The organism is Duganella sp. Root1480D1, assembly GCF_001427305.1.
GTDB lineage: Bacteria > Pseudomonadota > Gammaproteobacteria > Burkholderiales > Burkholderiaceae_D > Rugamonas.
Genome location: NZ_LMFZ01000048.1, coordinates 141,918 through 160,015, shown reverse-complemented (window position 1 = coordinate 160,015; position 18,098 = coordinate 141,918). Strand labels below are relative to the sequence as shown.

The window sequence follows — 18,098 nt, the reverse complement described above, 5'->3', positions numbered from 1 at the left end:
TCATTCTCCGAAATCGACCTGGATGACCCGCTGCACATAATCGGAACTGTTGTTCGCATTCGGGCACGCGCCTGCGGCAGGCTGGTTGCAGGCCACCGAACGCATACGATAGCGCCTGATCGCCCCCAGCACCGTGGTGGTACAGCTCACAGTAACAGTATAGGGGCTGAGGGTGGTGCCGGCCGGCATGGCGAAACTCGACGTGGACGAAGCGCCGCTCGCTGCCGGGCACAAAGCGGCGCTGCGCAACTGGCGGTGCAGGCCCCACTCCACGCCTGAGCGGGCCGCCTGGTAGGCGCGGGTTCCCTGTACATCGAGCCCGAAGGCAGCCTGCTGGGTGGAAGTGACGGTGACAATCGCAACGGCCAGGAAGGCCAAAACCACGACCAGGAAAATGGCCGCTACCAGGCTCACGCCGCGCTGCCGCGAAAATTGGCGCATGCTCTTCATATCGGATTGTCCACGTGGATCTGGTGGAACAGTTGCACCGATTCGGCCGGCATATCCGGCCGTGCCAGCGTCAGGCTAATGCCAAGCAAGCCGGAGCGCGTGTTGGCGATATTCGCGTCATACGCGAAGCGGCAGGCGGTGACGTTGCTGGCCAGTATTGCCGTAGCCGGTGCCGTCGATGGCGGCGTGTAGTTCCATTGCCGCACCAGCTGGCGATTTGCCAGGTCGCAGACGAACTTGACGGGGCCGGTCACCACCTGGAACCGGCGCGCCGGCGAACTCAGCACCGCCGCAGTGGCACCCGTACTGGCGAACGGATTGCTGGCCAGGGTGACGACATTGCCTGCCACCGAACTGACCAGGGCGATATTGTCGCCCGCATAAGCGTCCGCACGGTCGATGCCTGGTCCCAGGTTGTACACCACGATGGAGTCGGTACCCGGCACGATCGCAGGCGACGGCATCTGCCCGACCACGGTAAAAGTGAGGTCGGTGCTGTCGGTAAAATCGAGATAGCCGGCGCCCTCGTCATCCTCTTCGGCAAGATAGCGCCCGCCGGATTTGGTCGGAAAGAATTCCACCGTGCTCCCGCCGCCGGTGACTCGCACGCTATTGGGCAGTGCACGCCGCACCTCGCGGGCGATACGGCGCACGGCGATATCGGCGGCATCGCTCAACTCGGCGCGTGCTGCGCTGTCGACATAGGCCTGCACCGGCGCGCGCAGGAAGACGGCCACCATGCCTGCCACGATGCCGGTCAGGACGATCACGACGATCATCTCGATCAGCGTGAAGCCCCCTGCCCGCCTCATTGCGCCACCTGCGGTGAGTGACGGGTGCGGTAGGTATCGAGTTCGACGAAGTCGTTCGCCAGCGGGCCGTGCGTCACGCGCACAGTCAGCCGCAACACTTCCTGCGTCGCCACGGCAGCGGTCGACGGGATTCCGTTCAGCGGTTCCGCGCGCAGCGTCAGCGTGGCCGCGTAGCCACTCACACCGAGCTCGTTGCCGGCGGCATCGACCAGCTTGCCCGCTGCGTTATTGAAGGCGGCATACGGTACGCCCAGGTTCAGCACATAATCGTTGATGTTGTCGAAAGGCCGCAAATTACCGAGCACGGTCTCAGGACCGACAGCCTCCGGCGTGACGCAGTTGGCAGGCGCCGCGGGGTTTTCGGTGGTGTCACTTGGTTCGCAGAAGGTGAACGCCGCAAGCTGGACTTCCTCCAGCAAGCCTTCGGCGATCAGCAATGCCTGCTTGCGGCGCAGCGGGTCCGCACTGGCGTTGCTGGTATTGGCCAGCGTGCGCAGGACGGCAGCAGCTGCGATGCCAACGATGATGATGAACAGGATCAGTTCGATGAAAGTCAGGCCGGACTGGCGTTGGCGTCTAATAGACATAGCCGGTTTCCCATTGGACCCTGACCGCCTGCTGTACGCTGCCGGCACTCACCTGAAGGTTGAGGGAGTTGAACTCCGCCCCCGAAGACAGCTGCGGTTTGCCGGAAGCGTCGAAAAAGAAGTGGTTATTTGCCGCGCCGGCTGGCGACAGTGCCAGGGTGACATTGGTCGGTGGCGCAACACAGGCCCACGAGCGGTCGCTGCCGCATTGGCCGCCGTTAAAGCTATTACCGCCCCCGGGATCGCGGACATGATTGGCCGCGCTGCAGTCGGCGGCAAAACAAAGGGCCACGCTGGTGCTGTCGAGGTACACATAGATCGGCCGGTTTTGCGCGATGGCCAGCTGCTGGCCGTAGCGCAGCGTTGCCCTGGCTTGCGCTGCAAAACCGGCGGCATCGTAGTCGCCGCGCATGAAGAAGCGGCCAAACGCAACCGCCGACAAGATGCCGATAACAACCAGCACAATGATCAGTTCGACCATTGTGAAGCCGCGCCCAGGCGAAGCTCCGCCGGTTGTCATCGCTCCCTTATGGTGCCTGGCGGCTTAGCAGCCGGACGTGTCCTGCGAAATGACCGGCGGCGTCACGACAGGTGGAGTTGCTGAGCTGATCACGGCTGCCGCATATTTCACGTAGCACTTGGCCGCCTTGCTCGTACCCGCTACGCTGATCGGTACAAATGCAGTCTCAGAAGCACCGGTCGTAGGAGCAGTGGCTACCGACGAATTTGGGGCAATGGTCGTGTAATCGGTACTGTTGATGCCCGCCATGCTTGCAATCTGGGTAGTCGCGATAGTCGGGTAGCCCGCAGCATCTACCGTGACGTCCAGGCCTTCCATCTTCACTGGAGACGTTTGGGAGATCAGCCAGCGGCTGTGGACCATCGCGGTTGCCGCGTTCAGCGAACCACGTACTGCAGATACGCTTGCAGCGCGGGCCTCGGTGCCTACGTCCATGAAGCGCGGCAGTGCGGTGGCGGCCAGGATGCCGAGGATCACAATCACTACGATCAATTCGATCAGGGTAAAACCTGCTTGCTGCGAGCGGCGCATCGAATTAGAAAACTTTTTCATCACTTCTCCCATGAGTTCAAAAATCATACGGACCAGCAGCGTGGCTAGTCATCTAGTTGATTCAGAACAACACCGGCATTTGCTGCGGGCGGCTCTGAAGGCCTGACGGTTGGTTCGGGCAAGCGCCGCAATTCTAACTTGAAATACAGCATTTGTTGTTGCTTCAATGAAGATTTCTCTGGAGCAAGTAATACATAAACCAGCTCTTCTGACTGCCTGTCGAAAAACCACGTCCCCGGTTGGACCGGAGCGCTGTCACGGCTCGCGAACTCTCCCAGGTAATTGGCAGGCTTCACCGCCAGCAATTGCATGGGATTGCTACCCTCGAGAGTAGTAGCTGCTGCAGTTGATCTTAGGCGATGCATTTCCACTGCGGCGCGCAGTTGTGACAGCGTCACATCTATTGCCCGCTCCTCTGCACTTTTAGTGTAGAACGAAACCTTGCTGAGGAAAACCGTCAGTAGCACCAAACCAACAATCAGCCACACCAATGCCTCGAAACGCCGGAACCTGCTTGGCTTTGTCATTTTTTGAAGGCGACTTTCCCCAGGTCCCAGATCGGCAGGAACACGCCAAGTGCCAGGATCAGCACCATGATGCCCAGGAACGTAATCAGGATCGGCTCAATCTGCGACGACAAGGTCTTCAGTTCATAATCGACTTCGCGCTCGTACATCCCGGCAATTTCTTCCATCAGGTCGTCGAGCGAGCCGGTCTCTTCCCCGACGGCGATCATCTGCAGCACTACGGGCGTAAAGACGTTTGCCGCAACAGCAGTGCGCAGAATGCTTTCGCCGCGCTCGACCCCGTCGCGCATCTGCTCGACACGCGCTGCAAGGTAAGCGTTATCGACCGTCTGCGACACCACCGTCAGCGCCTGCACGATCGGCACGCCGCTGCGGGCCGAGAGGGAGAAGCTGCGGGCAAAGCGTGACATCGTTCCCTTGTGGATGATCTTGCCGGCGATCGGAAGGCGCAATTTCCATCGGTCCCAGGCATAGCGCCCCGGCTCGGTTGCGATCCAGGAGCGCCATCCGAAGCCCGCAACCACAAGCAAACCCGCAAACAAGGGCCAATACTTGACAGTGAAGCCCGACGTCGCCAGCAGGATGCGCGTCATCAGCGGAAGCTCCGCATTCAGGCTGCGGAACACACCCTCGAAGGCGGGGATCACCCACATATTGATCACCACCATGGCCACTGCCATGGCGATCATCACGAAGGTCGGATAACGCAATGCCGTGCGCACGCGCTCCTTCATGTCGCGCTCGAACTCGAGGTGATCGAACAGGCGCAGGAAAACTTCGTCCAGCCGGCCGGTCATTTCGCCGACCCGTATCATCGACAGGTAAAACGGCGTAAACGCTTCCGGATGGCGCCGCATGGACGCCGACAGCTCGCGACCGGCATCGAGCGACTCGCGCAGGTCGGCGATCACCCGGGCAAAGGCTTTGCTGATTGCCGACTCCTGCAAGCCGGCGAGGCCGCGCATGATCGGCACCCCCGATTTCAGCAAGGTGTACATCTGCCGGCTGAATAACTGGACGTCCATCGAAGTGACGCTTTTTTCGGTCAGCCGTTCCCACAACTGGCTCCAGGCCGACTTGCCCGGTGCCCGGTCGGTTGTTTCGGTAATTTCGACCGGGGTCACCCCGGTTGCAAACAGTTGGTCGGCAACAGCCCCGCTGTCCGCGCCTTCCAGCACGCCGGCCAGCAATTCACCACGGCCATTTCGGCCCTTGTACGCGAAGTAAGGCAAATCAATCCTCTAACTGGTTACTGATACGCATCGCCTCCGAGACGGTAGTTCGACCCTGCACCACCAGTTGCACCGCCTGGCGCCGCAAGGTCTGTCCCGCCATCTGCTGGGTAGCGGCTTTCAGGAAGGTGGCGGGATCCGGGTCATTGGCCGCATCGACCACCGACTGCGTCATCTCCAGCAATTCGTAAATCCCGGTGCGCCCGCGATAGCCAAGGCCATTGCAATGGGAACAGCCTTTGCCGTAGAAGTAGTGGCCCATGTCGACCTTGTCCTTCAATTCCAGGCTGAGCCATTCATGTTCGTTTGGCGTCAAGGTATAGGGCGTGGTGCAGGACTCGCAAATCACGCGCAGCAATCGTTGCGCCAGCACCGCCTGCAGCGAACTGCCCACCATATAGCGCGGCACGCCCATGTCCATCAGGCGCAGCGGCGTGCTGGCGGCATCGTTGGTGTGCAGGGTCGACAGCACCAGGTGGCCGGTCATTGCGGCGCGCAGGCCGATCTGGGCGGTCTCCTGGTCGCGCATCTCGCCGACCAGCACGATGTCCGGGTCCTGACGCAGCGCGGAGCGCAGCACGCGTGCAAAATCCAGCTCGATCTTCTCGTTGACCTGTACCTGGTTGATGCCGGCCAGGCGGTATTCGACCGGGTCTTCGACGGTGATCAGTTTCTTCTCCATCGAATTGAGTTCAGCGAGCGCGCAGTACAGCGTGGTGGTCTTGCCGCTGCCGGTTGGGCCGGTCACCAGCACCAGGCCGTTCGGACGCGCCACAATCGCGCGGAAGCGGTCCAGCAGTGGCTTGGGCATGCCGATGGCGTCCAGGCGCAAGGTCATGCCACTCTGGTTCAGCAAACGCATCACGATCGATTCGCCGTACTGTGTCGGCATGGTGGAGATACGAACGTCAATCCGCGCGCTCTTGACGCGCACGGCGAAGCGGCCGTCCTGCGGCAAGCGCTTCTCGGATATGTCGAGGTCGGACATCAGCTTGAGGCGCAGCGCCAGTGCCGGCGCGATCTTGATATCGGCTTCCGTCTGCAGGTGCAGCACGCCGTCGATGCGGAAGCGGATTTGCAGCCGGCCTTCCTGCGGCTCGATGTGGATGTCGGACGCGCGCACCTGGGCGGCATCGTCGAACAGCGACTGCAGCAGCTTGACCACCGGCGCTTCTTCCAGCCCCGGGCTGGCGGCAGCGAGCGCGCCAAAGTCCACCGAGCCCTCGCCCATCTCCTGCTCCAGCTCGCGCGCCAGGCCGGAGATATCTTCGGTGCGGCGGTAGATGCGGTCGATCGCGGCCAGCACCTCGGTCTCGTTGACCACGGCCAGTTCGATGGTCTGCTTCAGCAGGCGCGAAATCTCGTCGTAGGCAAACAGGTCGGTCGGGTCGGACAGGCCGACCAGCATCGTGCCCTTGCGGTCTTCCAGCACCAGGGCGCGGAAGCGGCGCGCCTGCGTCTCGGGCAGCAAGCGCACCAGATCGGAGCTGATCTGGTAGAACTTGAGGTTGATGTAGGGGATGTTGAGCTGGCGCGCCAGGGCGCCGGAAATCTGTTCTTCGGTGACAAAGCCATGCTCAACGAACACGCGCCCTAACTTGCGGCCGCTGCGCTTTTGCTCCGCCAGCGCCATGCCCAACTGTTCTTCCGACAGCAGTTTCTGCTGCACCAGGATTTCACCCAAACGAACCTTTTCCGGTCTCGTCATACCGCTTCCCCGCATCCATTATTTGCTGGCATTGTATGCGAACGAATCGTGCAAGCATAGCAAATCCAGTTGTCAGATTCACCACGGCGCAAACGCGTGGCTGGAGGGCGACGAATTCTTGCGATACGTGCTCCAATTGCAGGGCCCATTCCTAGCCACCCACTGCCTGCACGCCGCCATGTACCAGCAACATTTTGGCCTGCACGAGGCCCCATTCGGCATCACGCCGAACCCCGCTTTTTTTTACAGCGGGAATACGCGCGGGGAGATCCTGTCCGCCCTGCTCTACGCTGTCACCCAAGGCGAAGGCATCGTCAAGGTGACTGGCGAGGTTGGCTGCGGCAAGACCATGTTGTGCCGCATGCTGGAGTCGCGCCTGCCGCGCGGCGTCGACGTGCTCTACCTCGTCAATCCCACGCTCGGCCCGCAGGGAGTATTGCATGCCATTGCCGCCGAGCTGGGTCTCAACACCAGGGGCCAACGCGCCGATGAAGTGTTGCGCGCCTTGCACACGGAACTGATCGCCCGCCATGCGGCCGCCCATCGCGTGGTGCTGCTGGTCGAAGAAGCCCAGGCCATGCCGCTTGAAACACTGGAAGAAGTGCGCCTGCTGACCAATCTCGAGACTGCCAGCAGCAAGCTGTTGCAAATCGTGCTGTTCGGCCAGCCCGAACTTGATCAGCACCTGGCGCTGCCGCGCATGCGCCAACTGCGGGAACGCATCACGCACAGCTTCAATGTGCCGCCAATGCCACGCGAGCAGATCCCCTACTTCCTCTCGCACCGCCTGCGCGCTGCCGGCTACCATGGGCCCGAACTATTCAGCCGTGGCGCGGTGAAGCTGATCGCGCGAGGCTCGCAGGGCATCGTCCGGCGCATCAATGTACTGGCCGACAAATCGCTGATGGCCGCCTATGCCGAAGATTTGCCTTTTGTAAATTCCTACCATGTGCGCCAGGCAATTGAGGACAGCCGTTATTCGTGCGCGGCGGTTCCGGGCAATCGCAGTATGATCGTTTTCGATAAACTCCTGGCAACTTGCTTCAGGCGGCGAACGACATGAAGAACCTTGCGGCTTCCCTGTTATGCGTCCTGCTTGCGGCTTGCGCTGCACCGAAACTCCCCTTGTCTCCCAGCCATGTGGCCGAACCCGAGCCGGTGGCTGGTGCGATTCCGGAACCGGTGCAGCAAAGCGCCGCGCTTCCGCCGCCTCGTCCAGTTGCGCGGCAGGAGACCTATAGCGTGTCGGTGCACCGCGTGCCGGTGCAGTCCGTGTTGTTTGCGCTGGCGCGCGACGCCGGCCTGAACGTCGACGTGCATCCTGCGATCGAGGGAACAGTGACGCTCAATGCGCTGGATCAGACTTTGCCGCAGTTGCTTGCACGCATCGGCAAGCAAGTCGATATGCGCTATGAGTTGCAGGGCAATAACCTGGTGGTGCTGCCCGACCAGCCCTACTGGAATCACTACAAGATCGATTACGTCAATATTGCGCGCAGCACCAACAGCAGCGTGAACATCGCGACGCAGATCTCCACTACCGGCGGCTCGGCGTATGGCAGTGGCGGCACGCCTTCCAACCCGGTGCCGTCCGCCGGCAGTGCGCTGGGCAATGGCGGCAACAATAATTCGACGACCTCGGTTGCCAATCGCTCGGATAACAATTTCTGGTACAGCCTGGAAAAAAATATCCGCGACATGCTGCGCCCAACCACGCTCAATGACCAGCTTACCGATCCGCTGGCGCAGATGCGCGAGCAGGCCAATGCCATGGTGCAGCAGATACAGGTGGCCGGCGGGGCGGCGCCGGCTGAGGCCAACTATCCCGGCGCGCAGGCCGCCGCCGTGCAAGCACGTGCCCCAGTCGGCGGACCGGCGGCAAATACCGCGTTCGGCAGCGCCGGCGGCGCCCCGCAGGGACGCAGCTCGCCATCCGTGATCGCCAATCCGGAAGGCGGCCTGCTGTCGGTGCGCGCCACCAGCCGGCAGCATGAAAAAGTGCAGGAATTCCTCGATATCATCATGTCCACCGCCAAGCGGCAGGTGCTGATCGAGGCGACCATCATCGAAGTGAAGCTCAGCGACCAGTACCAGCAAGGCATCAATTGGGCGCGCATCAATGGCAACGGCAAACTGGGACAAGGTCAGGTCGGCACTGCGCCGTTGCCTTCCGGCGTCGCGCCAAACGGTTCGGCGGGAATCTTCATTTTCGATTACGCCAACCCGACCACACGCTTCGGCAATATCACCGCCACCATCCAGTTGCTGGAATCGTTCGGCAAAGTCAAGGTGCTGAGCAGCCCCAAGATCAGCGTGCTGAATAACCAGACCGCCTTGCTGAAGGTGGTCGACAACAGCATCTTCTTTACGCTGAAAGTGACGCCCGCCGTACTCACCTCCACCGGCACCATCGCAACGCCGGCGACCTATGAGTCCAAGGTGGAGACCGTGCCCGTGGGCTTCGTCATGAGCGTGACGCCGCAGATTTCCGCGGAAGATGAAGTGACGCTGAACGTGCGGCCGACGATTACGCGCATTGTCGATTACGTCGATGATCCCAACCCCGAGCTGAGCAAGCAAGGCGTCAAGAGCCGGGTACCGGTGATCCAGGCGCGCGAAATGGAATCCATCCTGAAAGTCCAGAGCGGACAGGTAGCCGTGATGGGCGGCTTGATGCAGGACTCGGTCGACAACAAGAAAGACAACATTCCGCTGATCGGCTCCGTCCCGGTACTGGGCAACCTGTTCTCCTACCGCAACGAGACGGCCAGCAAAACCGAGCTGGTGATCTTCCTGCGCCCGGTAGTTGTGAAGGATGCCAGCCTGGCGGGCGATTACCGCAACTATCGCTACCTGATGCCCGCGCGGCCGGCGGGGGGACTATGAGTTTGCTCATGCAGGCTTTGCGCAAGGCTGAACGCGCCCGTGCGCAGAATGGGCACGAGGCCGGGCACGATGGCGACCAGGAACCACCGCAGTTTGGCGCCGAGTCCGTCCCTTCGCCTCCACCAGTCGAGGGCGGCCCGGCGTTTGCCGTGATGCCCGATGCATGGCGGCTTGAGCCTCTCGATGCGGAGCCGCCGGTTGTCGCGGCTGAAGAGGCGGCGCATGACCCGGTTCCGCCTCAGGCACGCCACGAGCCGAGGCCCACGCCGGCCGCTCCGCCTAAAGCCAGCACGCGTACCGCGCCCCTTCCGCCTGCCGGGAACCATGAACTGCCACCCGGCAGTACAACGGGCACTCCCCGCGCATCGGCATCCTCCCGCACGGCGGCCAGCAGCCTGGGACCGGAGACTGGAGCTTCACGAAGGCCGGGATTGCAGCGGGCGATCGCCTCGCCGCAACGCCGGCTCGCGATCCTGGGAGCGACGCTGGCTGCCTTGCTTGCGCTGTTTTCTTTTATCTATTGGCGCGCCGTATCTGCGCCGGGGTCAGGTGCTGCGCTACCTATGGTGCCCATGCCGGCGCCCGGAGCATCGCCAGTGGCGCAAGGCGGCACGCAGCAAGGAGTGCCGATCCCGGTGACGCCTTACGTTACACCGCCCGGCAATGATCCAGGTCCGTTGGCCACGGCACCGGGCAGCGCTGCCGGCGCTGCCGAAGGGGGTGGAACGGGGCCAGGCGCCGCTACAGGAGCGATGGCCGGCGCCGGGGCCACGGGTGCGGGCGGCACGCCAGCTGTGGCAGCAAGCGACGCGAGTGGCGCAGCTGCGCTTGGCTCTGCCGGTGCCAACGGGACTGCGGGGCTGGTCGGCGCCGGGGCAGCCTCAGGGGCGGCAACTGCAAAAGCTGCCCCCTCCCGGCCGAATGTCGACGTGACAATTCCAACGCCCGAGCAGTTGGCTGCGATCACCGATCCGGCGATACGCGCAGAAGCCATGCGCGATGCCAGCGAGCGCGCAGCACGGCAAGTGCGTGCGGAAGGCGCAGCGCCGCCAGCCACAACAACGCCAGTGGCGCAGGCGCCCGCGCCATCGCCAAAGACGCTTCGTTCGGCTCCGACGGAACAGGCCATCGCGCACGCCAATCGCAACGCAAGTTCGCCTGCGCTGAAGACCGCAATCGGCGACACCGGCAACGTCCAGTTCGTGCGCGGCGCAGCCTCGGTTCAGGTGGCGCCCGCAGTGCAGAATGGCTACGCCGCGCTGCAATCCGGCGACCTGGCCAGGGCGCACCAGCAGTACGACCTCGCCCTGCTGCAGGAACCCAACAATCGCGACGCCCTGCTCGGCGCTGCGGCGGTGGCGCTGCGCGAACACGATGGCCGGCAGGCGTCCGACAACTACCTGCGCCTGCTGGAGCTGGACCCGAACGACCCGGACGCACTGGCCGGCCTGGCCGAACTGCGCCCCGGCGACCTGCAATCCAACGAAATCAGGCTGCGCGGCCTGGCGCGCCAGCATCCCGACTCCGGCCCCGTGCAATTCGCCCTCGGCAACCTGTTCGCGCGCCAGGGCCGCTGGCCGGAAGCCCAGCAAAGCTACTTCCGCGCCTTCAGCGCCATGCCCGAAAACGCAGACTACGCCTTCAACCTCGGTGTCGGCCTGGACCGCATGAACCAACCGCGCCTGGCGCAAACCTATTACCGCCGCGCGCTGGAACTGGCCCAAGCCAGCCCTCCAAGCTTCAACATCGACACCGTCCGCAAGCGATTACAAGTCCTCGACACGCCGCCCGAATAAAGCACAATGGCCGACACGCAGAAAATCCCGCTCGGCAAACTGCTGATCCAGAAAGGTGTCATCAGCCAGGACCAGCTCCGGATCGCACTGACCGAGCAAACGCGCAACAACGAACCCCTGGGCAAGTTGCTGATCGCGCTCGGCTTCGTGACCGAAGCGACAATGCGCCAGGCTCTCAGCGAAAAGCTGAATACCCGCTCGGCCGATTTGAAAAGCCTGGTGGTCGACGCCGTCGCGCTCAAGCTGATCCCCAAGGAGGTGGCCAAGCGCTATCGCGTCTTCCCCATCGTGTACGAACGCGCCACCGATGAACTGGTGCTGGCCATGTCCGACACCACCAATATCGTGGCACTGGACCAGATCAGCGCCATGCTGGTCAAGGGCATTACGCTGGTGCCGCTGCTGGTCAACGACTCCGACATCGCGCACGCGATCGACCACTACTACGGCTTCGAGTTGTCGATCGACGGCATCCTGCACGAGATCGAAACCGGCGAGGTGACGCTGGATGCCTCCTCCGACGAATACAGCCAGCCCATGGTGCGCCTGATCGACGCCCTGCTGGCCGATGCGGTGCAGAACAGCGCTTCGGACATCCACTTTGAACCGGAACACAGCTTCCTGCGCATACGCTACCGCATCGACGGCATCCTGCGCCAGATCCGCAGCCTGCACCGCTCCTACTGGCCGGCCATGGCGGTACGGCTGAAGGTGATCAGCCAGATGAATATCGCCGAGACGCGCGCACCGCAGGATGGCCGCATCTCGATCCAGTTTTCCGGCCGCCAGATCGACTTCCGCGCCAGCAGCCAGCCCACTACCCACGGCGAAAACATTGTGCTGCGCGTGCTGGACCGCCAGAAAGGCATCGTCCCGCTCGACATGCTTGGACTGGCCGAACACGAACTGGATGTACTGAAATTGATGATCGCGCGTCCCGATGGACTGATCCTCGTCACCGGCCCCACGGGCAGCGGCAAGACCACCACCCTGTATTCGGTCCTGAACCACATCAATACCGAATCGGTGAACATCATGACGATGGAAGATCCGGTCGAATACCCGATGCATATGATCCGCCAGACGTCGGTCAACGAGTCCGCCAAGCTGGGATTTGCAGACGGCATCCGCTCCATGATGCGCCAGGACCCCGATGTGATCCTGGTCGGCGAGATTCGCGACAAGGAAACCGCCGACATGGCGCTGGCCGCAGCCATGACCGGCCACCAGGTCTATTCCACCCTGCATACCAATTCCGCCGTCGGGGCCATACCGCGGTTGCTGGACCTGGGCGTGGTCGCCGACGTCCTGGCCGGGAATATCATCGGCATCATTGCCCAGCGGCTGGTGCGCAAGCTGTGCCCCCACTGCCGGCAAGCGGTGGAAGCCGATGAACTGGAACGGCGGCTGCTGGGGCTTCCGGCCGAGCACCCGCCTGCCACGATCTACCGGGCAAGCGCCTGCGACCGCTGTGCGCACCAGGGCTACAAGGGCCGCATGGCCATCATGGAACTGCTGCGCATGACCGGCGAACTCGATGAGATGGTGGCGCGCCGCGCCCCGGCACGGGAGCTGCGCAATGCCGCGCGTTCCGCCGGCCTGCGCACAATGGTCGACGACGGCATGCGCCGCGTGATGGAAGGCCTGACCACGCTGGACGAAGTATCGCGCGTGGTGGACCTCACGGACAGGCTGACCTGACATGCCACAGTTCATTTACCGCGCCATGGACGCCAACGGCAGCATCGTGCCGGGCAATATGGACGCGCATAACGCGCCGGACCTGGAACTGCGCCTGCAGCGCATGGCGCTGGACCTGATCGACTACCGCGAAACACGCCAGCGCAGCCTGCGCATTGGCAGCCAGCGCGTCACGCGGCGCGACCTGATCAACTTCTGCTTCCACCTGGAGCAAATGAGCAGCGCCGGCGTCCCGATGCTGGACGGCCTGCGCGACCTGCGCGATAGCGCCGATAACCTGCGGCTGCGGGAAATCATCACCGACCTGGTAGAGAAGATCGAGGGCGGCTTGCAGCTCTCCAGCGCGCTCGCCGCCTACCCGGAAGTCTTCGACCAGAGTTTTACCAGCCTGGTACGCGCGGGCGAGCAAAGCGGCAAAGTCAATGAAGTGTTCCGCGACCTGGCGGAAAACCTCAAATGGCAGGACGAGCTGGCTGCCCAGGCGCGCAAGGCCATCACCTACCCCGCCTTTGTGCTGCTGATCGTCAGCGGCGTATTGTTCTTCCTGATGATCTACCTGGTGCCGCAACTGACGGCCTTCATCAAGAATATGGGCCAGGAACTGCCGATGCATACGCGCGCCCTGATCGCGCTGTCGGATGTCTTCATCCATTACTGGTATCTGCTGCTGGCTGCGCCCGTGGCCGCCTGGCAGGTGCTACGCTGGCAGTTGCGGCACAATGAACGCAGCGCTTTTGCCTTCGACCGCCTGATGTTGCGCGCCGTGCCAGTGCTGCACAAGCTGATCATGGCCCGCTTTGCGACGTACTTCGCGCTGATGTACGCCGCCGGCATTCCGGTCCTCGAGTGCATCCGCCTGTCGGAGGGCATTGCCGGCAACCGCGTGGTGGCGGCCGCCATGCGCCGGGCGCGCGAACTGATTTCCGAAGGCCACACCGTCGCTGCCGCTTTCAAACAGGTCGAACTGTTCCCGCCGCTGGTGGTGCGCATGCTGCGGGTTGGGGAATCGACCGGCGCGCTCGATGCGACACTGCGCAACGTGGCCTACTTCTACAACCGCGAAGTACGCGAGCGGATCGAGCGCATGCAGTCCATGATCGAACCGGCGATGACGGTGGTCCTGGGCATTCTGCTGGGCTGGATCATGCTTTCCGTGCTCGGGCCGATTTACGACACCATCAGTTCAATCAGGATCTGAGGCCATGACCCGCAAACTTCTCCTGCACCTGACCGGCGAGCGGCTTTGTTGCTGGCTCTGGGAACGCGCCAGCCTCGGGACCGGGCCATGTTTCGACCACACGCCCGGCGGCTTGCAGCAATTTTCCGCCTGGCTGGAAGGCCGCGAAGATACGCCGGCCCTGATGCTGGCCGACCTGGTGGAGGAAGATTTCCAGCGCCACCTGCTGCCCCATGTGGCTGGCCGCGCCGGCATGACCATGCGCGACCGGCGCCTGGCCCAGGCCTGGCGCGACACGCCTTTCCGCTGCGCGCATGTGCAGGGCCGCGAGGACGAGGGGCGGCGTGACGATATCGTGCTGTTGGCGGCCCTGACCAATCCGGTCATCCTGGCGCCCTGGCTCGAAGCATTGGAAGGCCAGCGCATTCCGCTGGCAGCGCTCTATACGCCTGCACTGCTCAGCGCCGCGTTGCTGCCCGAAGAGGCGCGGCAGGAACCGCAGCTGTTGCTGGTGACGGAGCACGCCAGCGGTATACGGCAGACCTTTTTCCAGCACGGCAAAGTACGCTTTTCGCGGCTGGCGCAGGCAGCGGCAAACGCCGAGCAGGAAGCGGAACGCACGCGCCAGTTCCTGGTCGGCGCGCACCTGTTGAAACGCGACGTGCCTTTGCAGGTTCTGGCCCTGCTGCCGCTTGCGCGCATTGCTTCGCCGCCGGCGGCAGCCAATATTGCGCCACTGCTTGACTGGCGTGTCATGCCGCTGGAAGAAGCAGCGGCCCGGCAGCGGCTGGCCGCTTCCGACAATCCCGATCAGCTGTTTCTCGGCCTGGCGGCACGCGCTTCGCCGGCCAGCCATTATCCCCTCGGCCCGCGCCAGCGCTATTACAGCCTGTGGCGCGCGCGCAAATCCCTATATGCATCGAGCGCGGTCATGGCGGCGTGCTGCCTGCTGTGGACCGGTGCAAATATCATCGGTTACTCGCTGGCGCGCGGGCACACGCGGGAATTGCAGCAAGAGGCGCATGGGTTCACGACGGCGTACCAAGGCAGCATGTCCAGCATGCCGCCAGCCGTCGACAAGACTGCCAATATGAAGGCCGCGGTGCAGATTGCGCAAATGGTGGCGCGCCAGGGCCCCTGGCCGCAGGCGGTACTGGCCATCTTGAGCGAGGCGCTTGAACGTTCGCCGCAAATCCGCCTCACGCAGCTCGACTGGCGGGCCAATGCTCCCGGCGTCCTGCCGGTGAACGCAAGCAGCGCCTTTCCGGGGGCCGCCACCACACCAGCCCTGGTGGCGCCGCAATCGTCCATGCTGATCGGGATCCCCAAGGCGCCGCCGCAGCAGGTGCGGTTGCAGGCCGAGGTACTGGTCGAGCAGGACGACTATCGCAGCGTCCTGCTGAGCATGAACCGTTTTGCGCAGGAACTGGCACGCACGCCCGGCATGGCGGTGGAGATCGAGCAGCTCCCGTTCGATATCAGGCCGAACGTCAAGCTGAGTGGCAAGGCTGGCTCGCCGGCCGGCTTGGGCGAGCGGTCGAAATTTACTTTGAATCTCAGGTGGGCGCCATGATTCTCTTTCGCGAGTTCTCATTGCTGCGCAATGCGGTGCTGGTGTTCCTTGCGACGCTGGCAGCTTCGCTGGCCTTGGTGTTTGCGAGTTCATGGCATTTGAAACGCGCTCATTTCGAGGAGGCGGCGGCTTTGCTGGAGCGCGACGCCGCGCGGCTGCGGCTGGCCCATGCCGAGACGGAGAAGGAAGAAATCCGGCAGTACCAGCCGCAATTCGTGGAATTGCGCCGCCGTGGGCTGGTCGGTCCGGAGCGGCGGCTGGATTGGGTGGAAGCGATCCGCCAGATCCAGGAACAGCGCCGCTTGCTGCCTTTGACATACGAGATCGAAGTCCAGCAGCCGTATCGGCTGGAGACTACCTTGCCGACCGGCGATTACGCCTTGCTCGGCAGCCGCATGGCCTTGCATATGGACTTGCTGCATGAGTTGGATTTATTGAACTTCCTTGCCGATTTGCGGCTGGCGGGGACCTTTGCGGTACAGGATTGCGTGATCCGCCGCACCGCGGGCGCAGCGCCGGTGGCTGGGGTGCTGGCGCCGACATTGAATGCCGATTGCACCCTAAACTGGCTGACCTTGACGCCTGTCCCTGCGCCGGGCAAACCGATGCGAGGGGCATTGTGAAGGTCGGCCTGCCAGCGCTGCTTCTGCTGCTGGCGTTCGAGGCTGGCGCGCAGAGTTTTATCAGCATGGGGAGGTTGTTCACCACGCCGGATGAACGCACGCAACTTGATGCGCAGCGCAACCTGGCTCCAACGACAGCCAGCCTGGCACCGGCAGGAGGCGTGCCAGGCGCTGCGCCCGGCACGGTCGGCGCTGCGCCAGCGCCGGCAATGGACGCCTCAACGGGCTGCCCTCCCGGGGCGGCACCGGGATGCCTGCCGGCAGGCACGCCCGGTGCGGGCGGCGCAGCGGAAGCCGGCGGCGGGTCTGCCGGCGCCGCAGGCATGGCGGGAACGCCGGACGTGGGGGAGCCCGAGCCGCCGGGACTGCGCCTGGGCGGCTTTATCCGCCGCAGCAATGGGCCGGCCATGATCATCGTCAATGGCGAAGCGCAACCGGCACCGCCGGGTGGCGTAATGCGCGGCACGGTCACCCTGCAGGCCGACGGCCGCTCTGTCGTGCTGAAGCCAGGGCAGCGCTATGATCCCGCTACCGGGGAAGTCCATGAAGCCGCACGCTAAACAGCGGGGTGCGGCACTGCTGACGCTCCTCCTGATTGCGACGGTGGCAATGGCGGCGGTCCTGCTGTCGGCATTCAGCGGCAGCGGCGTGGAGCGCGCGCGCGAACAACGCACCTTCGCCCTGCTTGCGCAAGCCAACGAAGCGCTGATCGGCTTTGCGGCGACCCACGGCCGCCTGCCGCGCCCTGCGGCAGGCGCCGATGCCAACACTGCCTCGGACCAGGCGGGACGGGAGCGGGCTGCGCCCTGTACCAGCGAGGCCGACTGCACCGGCCTGCTGCCCTGGACCGAACTCGGGCTCCCGGCGCAGGACAATTGGGGCCACCAACTGCGCTATAGCGTAACGCCCGCATTCACCGTAGCGCCCCTGGCACGGACAGCGCTCGTCGCCAGCAAACGGGTGCTCTCGCGCGACGCAAGCGGCACACTGTTCTTCGTCGCCGGCCAGGAAGCCTGTTCGCTGGCCGCCCAATGTGCACCGGCCGTCATCCTCTCGCGCGGCCGCAGCGATACGCCCGACAGCCAGGACGAAGCCGGCAACCTGCTGGCAAGCACCGACTTCATGCAGCGCCCGCGCAGCGCGGAAGCGGGCGCCCCCGGCGGAGCTTTTGACGACCTGCTTGCCATCGTCCCGCTGAACACACTGTACGAAAGGATGGCCGCCGCCAAGACCCTGCCATGAAAAACCAAACGGCCTTTACCCTGGTTGAAATGGCGATCGTGCTGGTCATCGTCGGCCTGCTGCTGGGCGGCATGCTGGCGCCGCTGTCGGCGCAAATGGAACAGCGCCGCGCCGCCGATACGAGCAAGGCGCTGGAAGAAGCGCGCGACGCTTTGGCCGGATTCGCGGCCCGCAACGGCTACCTGCCCTGTCCCGCCATCTCGGCATCGAACGGCCTGGAGGACCGAAGCGGCACCCGCTGCAGCAACGAGCGCCGCCTCGGTTTCCTGCCGTGGGCGACCCTGGGCCTGCCCAAGCTCGACGCCTGGCAGCATATCTACCTGTATAGCGTGACGCCGGCCTTCAGCGACAGCGGCGCCCCGTTCCGCCTCAACACTCCGCGCGACATCACGATCACCAGCCGCGATGCGGGCGGCAACATTGTGCCGGCCAGCGCCCAGAACGATATTCCCGCCGTGGTGCTGTCGCAAGGCCGCAACGGCTTCGGCGCCTTCAGCGACGTCGGCGTGCAGGCCGCCGACATGGGCCAGGGCAATGTCGACGAAAAAGCCAACTTCCAGGCCGACGGCCGCATGTTCATCGCGCGCGACCGTGCCGACAACCCCGCCGCTGCGGGCGGCGCCTATGACGACATCGTAGTCTGGCTATCGCCCAATATCCTGTTCAACCGAATGCTCGCAGCCCAGAGGCTGCCATGACATGCAAGCAAAGG

General features: G+C 63.8%; 18 protein-coding genes. 10 read left to right on the top strand and 8 right to left on the bottom strand.

Features of this window, described 5'->3' with window-relative positions; translation table 11 throughout:
• The 8 genes from ASD58_RS27175 to ASD58_RS27140 are packed head-to-tail and all read right to left on the bottom strand — an operon-like array spanning position 1 to position 6,388.
• A complete protein-coding gene (locus ASD58_RS27175; RefSeq protein WP_057265111.1) occupies positions 1-450 on the bottom strand; it encodes a hypothetical protein in 450 nt (149 codons plus the stop codon).
• A complete protein-coding gene (locus tag ASD58_RS27170) occupies positions 447-1,262 on the bottom strand; it encodes a type II secretion system protein J (protein WP_057265109.1) in 816 nt (271 codons plus the stop codon). The genes ASD58_RS27175 and ASD58_RS27170 overlap by 4 nt, the downstream gene beginning before the upstream one ends.
• Positions 1,259-1,849, bottom strand: coding sequence for a hypothetical protein (locus ASD58_RS27165; protein WP_057265107.1), 591 nt, complete (start codon positions 1,847-1,849; stop codon positions 1,259-1,261). Before ASD58_RS27165 ends, ASD58_RS27170 begins: the two co-directional genes overlap by 4 nt.
• The gene (locus ASD58_RS27160; protein WP_082565712.1) at positions 1,839-2,369 is read right to left on the bottom strand and encodes a Tfp pilus assembly protein FimT/FimU; all 531 of its coding nucleotides are present in this window, start codon (positions 2,367-2,369) and stop codon (positions 1,839-1,841) included. Before ASD58_RS27160 ends, ASD58_RS27165 begins: the two co-directional genes overlap by 11 nt.
• Before the next feature lie 24 nt (positions 2,370-2,393).
• Positions 2,394-2,921 carry a type II secretion system protein gene (locus ASD58_RS32675; protein WP_304438523.1) on the bottom strand — a complete coding sequence of 176 codons (528 nt, stop codon included), beginning with the start codon at positions 2,919-2,921 and terminating at the stop codon, positions 2,394-2,396.
• A 44-nt stretch (positions 2,922-2,965) separates the two neighbouring features.
• Complete coding sequence (locus ASD58_RS27150) at positions 2,966-3,448, bottom strand: hypothetical protein (RefSeq protein ID WP_057265100.1); 483 nt, start codon at positions 3,446-3,448, stop codon at positions 2,966-2,968.
• Positions 3,445-4,680, bottom strand: a complete 1,236-nt coding sequence (locus ASD58_RS27145; protein WP_057265098.1) for a type II secretion system F family protein — start codon at positions 4,678-4,680, stop codon at positions 3,445-3,447. Before ASD58_RS27145 ends, ASD58_RS27150 begins: the two co-directional genes overlap by 4 nt.
• Before the next feature lies 1 nt (position 4,681).
• The gene (locus ASD58_RS27140) at positions 4,682-6,388 is read right to left on the bottom strand and encodes a GspE/PulE family protein (protein WP_057265096.1); all 1,707 of its coding nucleotides are present in this window, start codon (positions 6,386-6,388) and stop codon (positions 4,682-4,684) included.
• A gap of 127 nt (positions 6,389-6,515) precedes the next feature.
• On the opposite strand from ASD58_RS27140, the gene ASD58_RS27135 reads away from it, so the two are divergent.
• Genes ASD58_RS27135 through ASD58_RS27085 form a run of 10 tightly spaced genes read left to right on the top strand, consistent with a single transcriptional unit; the run spans position 6,516 to position 18,084 of the window.
• Entirely contained in the window at positions 6,516-7,451 is a 936-nt protein-coding gene (locus tag ASD58_RS27135) for an ExeA family protein (protein WP_229210129.1), read from the top strand.
• Entirely contained in the window at positions 7,448-9,274 is a 1,827-nt protein-coding gene (gene mshL, locus ASD58_RS27130; protein ID WP_057265092.1) for a pilus (MSHA type) biogenesis protein MshL, read from the top strand. The genes ASD58_RS27135 and mshL overlap by 4 nt, the downstream gene beginning before the upstream one ends.
• On the top strand, positions 9,271-11,070 hold the full coding sequence (locus ASD58_RS31550; RefSeq protein WP_156401519.1) for a lipopolysaccharide assembly protein LapB: 1,800 nt from the start codon (positions 9,271-9,273) through the stop codon (positions 11,068-11,070). Before mshL ends, ASD58_RS31550 begins: the two co-directional genes overlap by 4 nt.
• A gap of 6 nt (positions 11,071-11,076) precedes the next feature.
• Complete coding sequence (locus tag ASD58_RS27115) at positions 11,077-12,771, top strand: GspE/PulE family protein (RefSeq protein ID WP_057265086.1); 1,695 nt, start codon at positions 11,077-11,079, stop codon at positions 12,769-12,771.
• 1 nt (position 12,772) lies between these two features.
• Positions 12,773-13,969 carry a type II secretion system F family protein gene (locus ASD58_RS27110; protein ID WP_057265084.1) on the top strand — a complete coding sequence of 399 codons (1,197 nt, stop codon included), beginning with the start codon at positions 12,773-12,775 and terminating at the stop codon, positions 13,967-13,969.
• A gap of 4 nt (positions 13,970-13,973) precedes the next feature.
• Positions 13,974-15,521, top strand: coding sequence for a hypothetical protein (locus ASD58_RS27105; RefSeq protein WP_057265082.1), 1,548 nt, complete (start codon positions 13,974-13,976; stop codon positions 15,519-15,521).
• Positions 15,518-16,144 carry a hypothetical protein gene (locus ASD58_RS27100; RefSeq protein WP_156401518.1) on the top strand — a complete coding sequence of 209 codons (627 nt, stop codon included), beginning with the start codon at positions 15,518-15,520 and terminating at the stop codon, positions 16,142-16,144. The genes ASD58_RS27105 and ASD58_RS27100 overlap by 4 nt, the downstream gene beginning before the upstream one ends.
• Positions 16,141-16,704 (top strand): hypothetical protein, encoded by a 564-nt coding sequence (locus ASD58_RS27095; protein ID WP_057265078.1) that lies wholly within the window; start codon positions 16,141-16,143, stop codon positions 16,702-16,704. Before ASD58_RS27100 ends, ASD58_RS27095 begins: the two co-directional genes overlap by 4 nt.
• Positions 16,688-17,386 carry a hypothetical protein gene (locus ASD58_RS27090; RefSeq protein ID WP_057265075.1) on the top strand — a complete coding sequence of 233 codons (699 nt, stop codon included), beginning with the start codon at positions 16,688-16,690 and terminating at the stop codon, positions 17,384-17,386. Before ASD58_RS27095 ends, ASD58_RS27090 begins: the two co-directional genes overlap by 17 nt.
• A complete protein-coding gene (locus tag ASD58_RS27085) occupies positions 17,383-18,084 on the top strand; it encodes a prepilin-type N-terminal cleavage/methylation domain-containing protein (RefSeq protein ID WP_057265073.1) in 702 nt (233 codons plus the stop codon). The genes ASD58_RS27090 and ASD58_RS27085 overlap by 4 nt, the downstream gene beginning before the upstream one ends.
• The last annotated feature ends 14 nt before the right edge of the window (positions 18,085-18,098 follow it).

Excerpts from the sequence above, each read along its gene's own strand:
- ASD58_RS27140 (WP_057265096.1), bottom strand. The coding sequence starts at position 6,388 with ATGACGAGACCGGAAAAGGTTCGTTTGGGTGAAATCCTGGTGCAGCAG.
- ASD58_RS27110 (WP_057265084.1), top strand. The coding sequence starts at position 12,773 with ATGCCACAGTTCATTTACCGCGCCATGGACGCCAACGGCAGCATCGTG.
- ASD58_RS32675 (WP_304438523.1), bottom strand. The coding sequence starts at position 2,921 with ATGAAAAAGTTTTCTAATTCGATGCGCCGCTCGCAGCAAGCAGGTTTT.
- ASD58_RS27090 (WP_057265075.1), top strand. The coding sequence starts at position 16,688 with ATGAAGCCGCACGCTAAACAGCGGGGTGCGGCACTGCTGACGCTCCTC.
- ASD58_RS27150 (WP_057265100.1), bottom strand. The coding sequence starts at position 3,448 with ATGACAAAGCCAAGCAGGTTCCGGCGTTTCGAGGCATTGGTGTGGCTG.
- ASD58_RS31550 (WP_156401519.1), top strand. The coding sequence starts at position 9,271 with ATGAGTTTGCTCATGCAGGCTTTGCGCAAGGCTGAACGCGCCCGTGCG.
- ASD58_RS27175 (WP_057265111.1), bottom strand. The coding sequence starts at position 450 with ATGAAGAGCATGCGCCAATTTTCGCGGCAGCGCGGCGTGAGCCTGGTA.
- ASD58_RS27085 (WP_057265073.1), top strand. The coding sequence starts at position 17,383 with ATGAAAAACCAAACGGCCTTTACCCTGGTTGAAATGGCGATCGTGCTG.
- ASD58_RS27160 (WP_082565712.1), bottom strand. The coding sequence starts at position 2,369 with ATGACAACCGGCGGAGCTTCGCCTGGGCGCGGCTTCACAATGGTCGAA.
- mshL (WP_057265092.1), top strand. The coding sequence starts at position 7,448 with ATGAAGAACCTTGCGGCTTCCCTGTTATGCGTCCTGCTTGCGGCTTGC.
- ASD58_RS27100 (WP_156401518.1), top strand. The coding sequence starts at position 15,518 with ATGATTCTCTTTCGCGAGTTCTCATTGCTGCGCAATGCGGTGCTGGTG.
- ASD58_RS27170 (WP_057265109.1), bottom strand. The coding sequence starts at position 1,262 with ATGAGGCGGGCAGGGGGCTTCACGCTGATCGAGATGATCGTCGTGATC.
- ASD58_RS27105 (WP_057265082.1), top strand. The coding sequence starts at position 13,974 with ATGACCCGCAAACTTCTCCTGCACCTGACCGGCGAGCGGCTTTGTTGC.
- ASD58_RS27115 (WP_057265086.1), top strand. The coding sequence starts at position 11,077 with ATGGCCGACACGCAGAAAATCCCGCTCGGCAAACTGCTGATCCAGAAA.
- ASD58_RS27165 (WP_057265107.1), bottom strand. The coding sequence starts at position 1,849 with ATGTCTATTAGACGCCAACGCCAGTCCGGCCTGACTTTCATCGAACTG.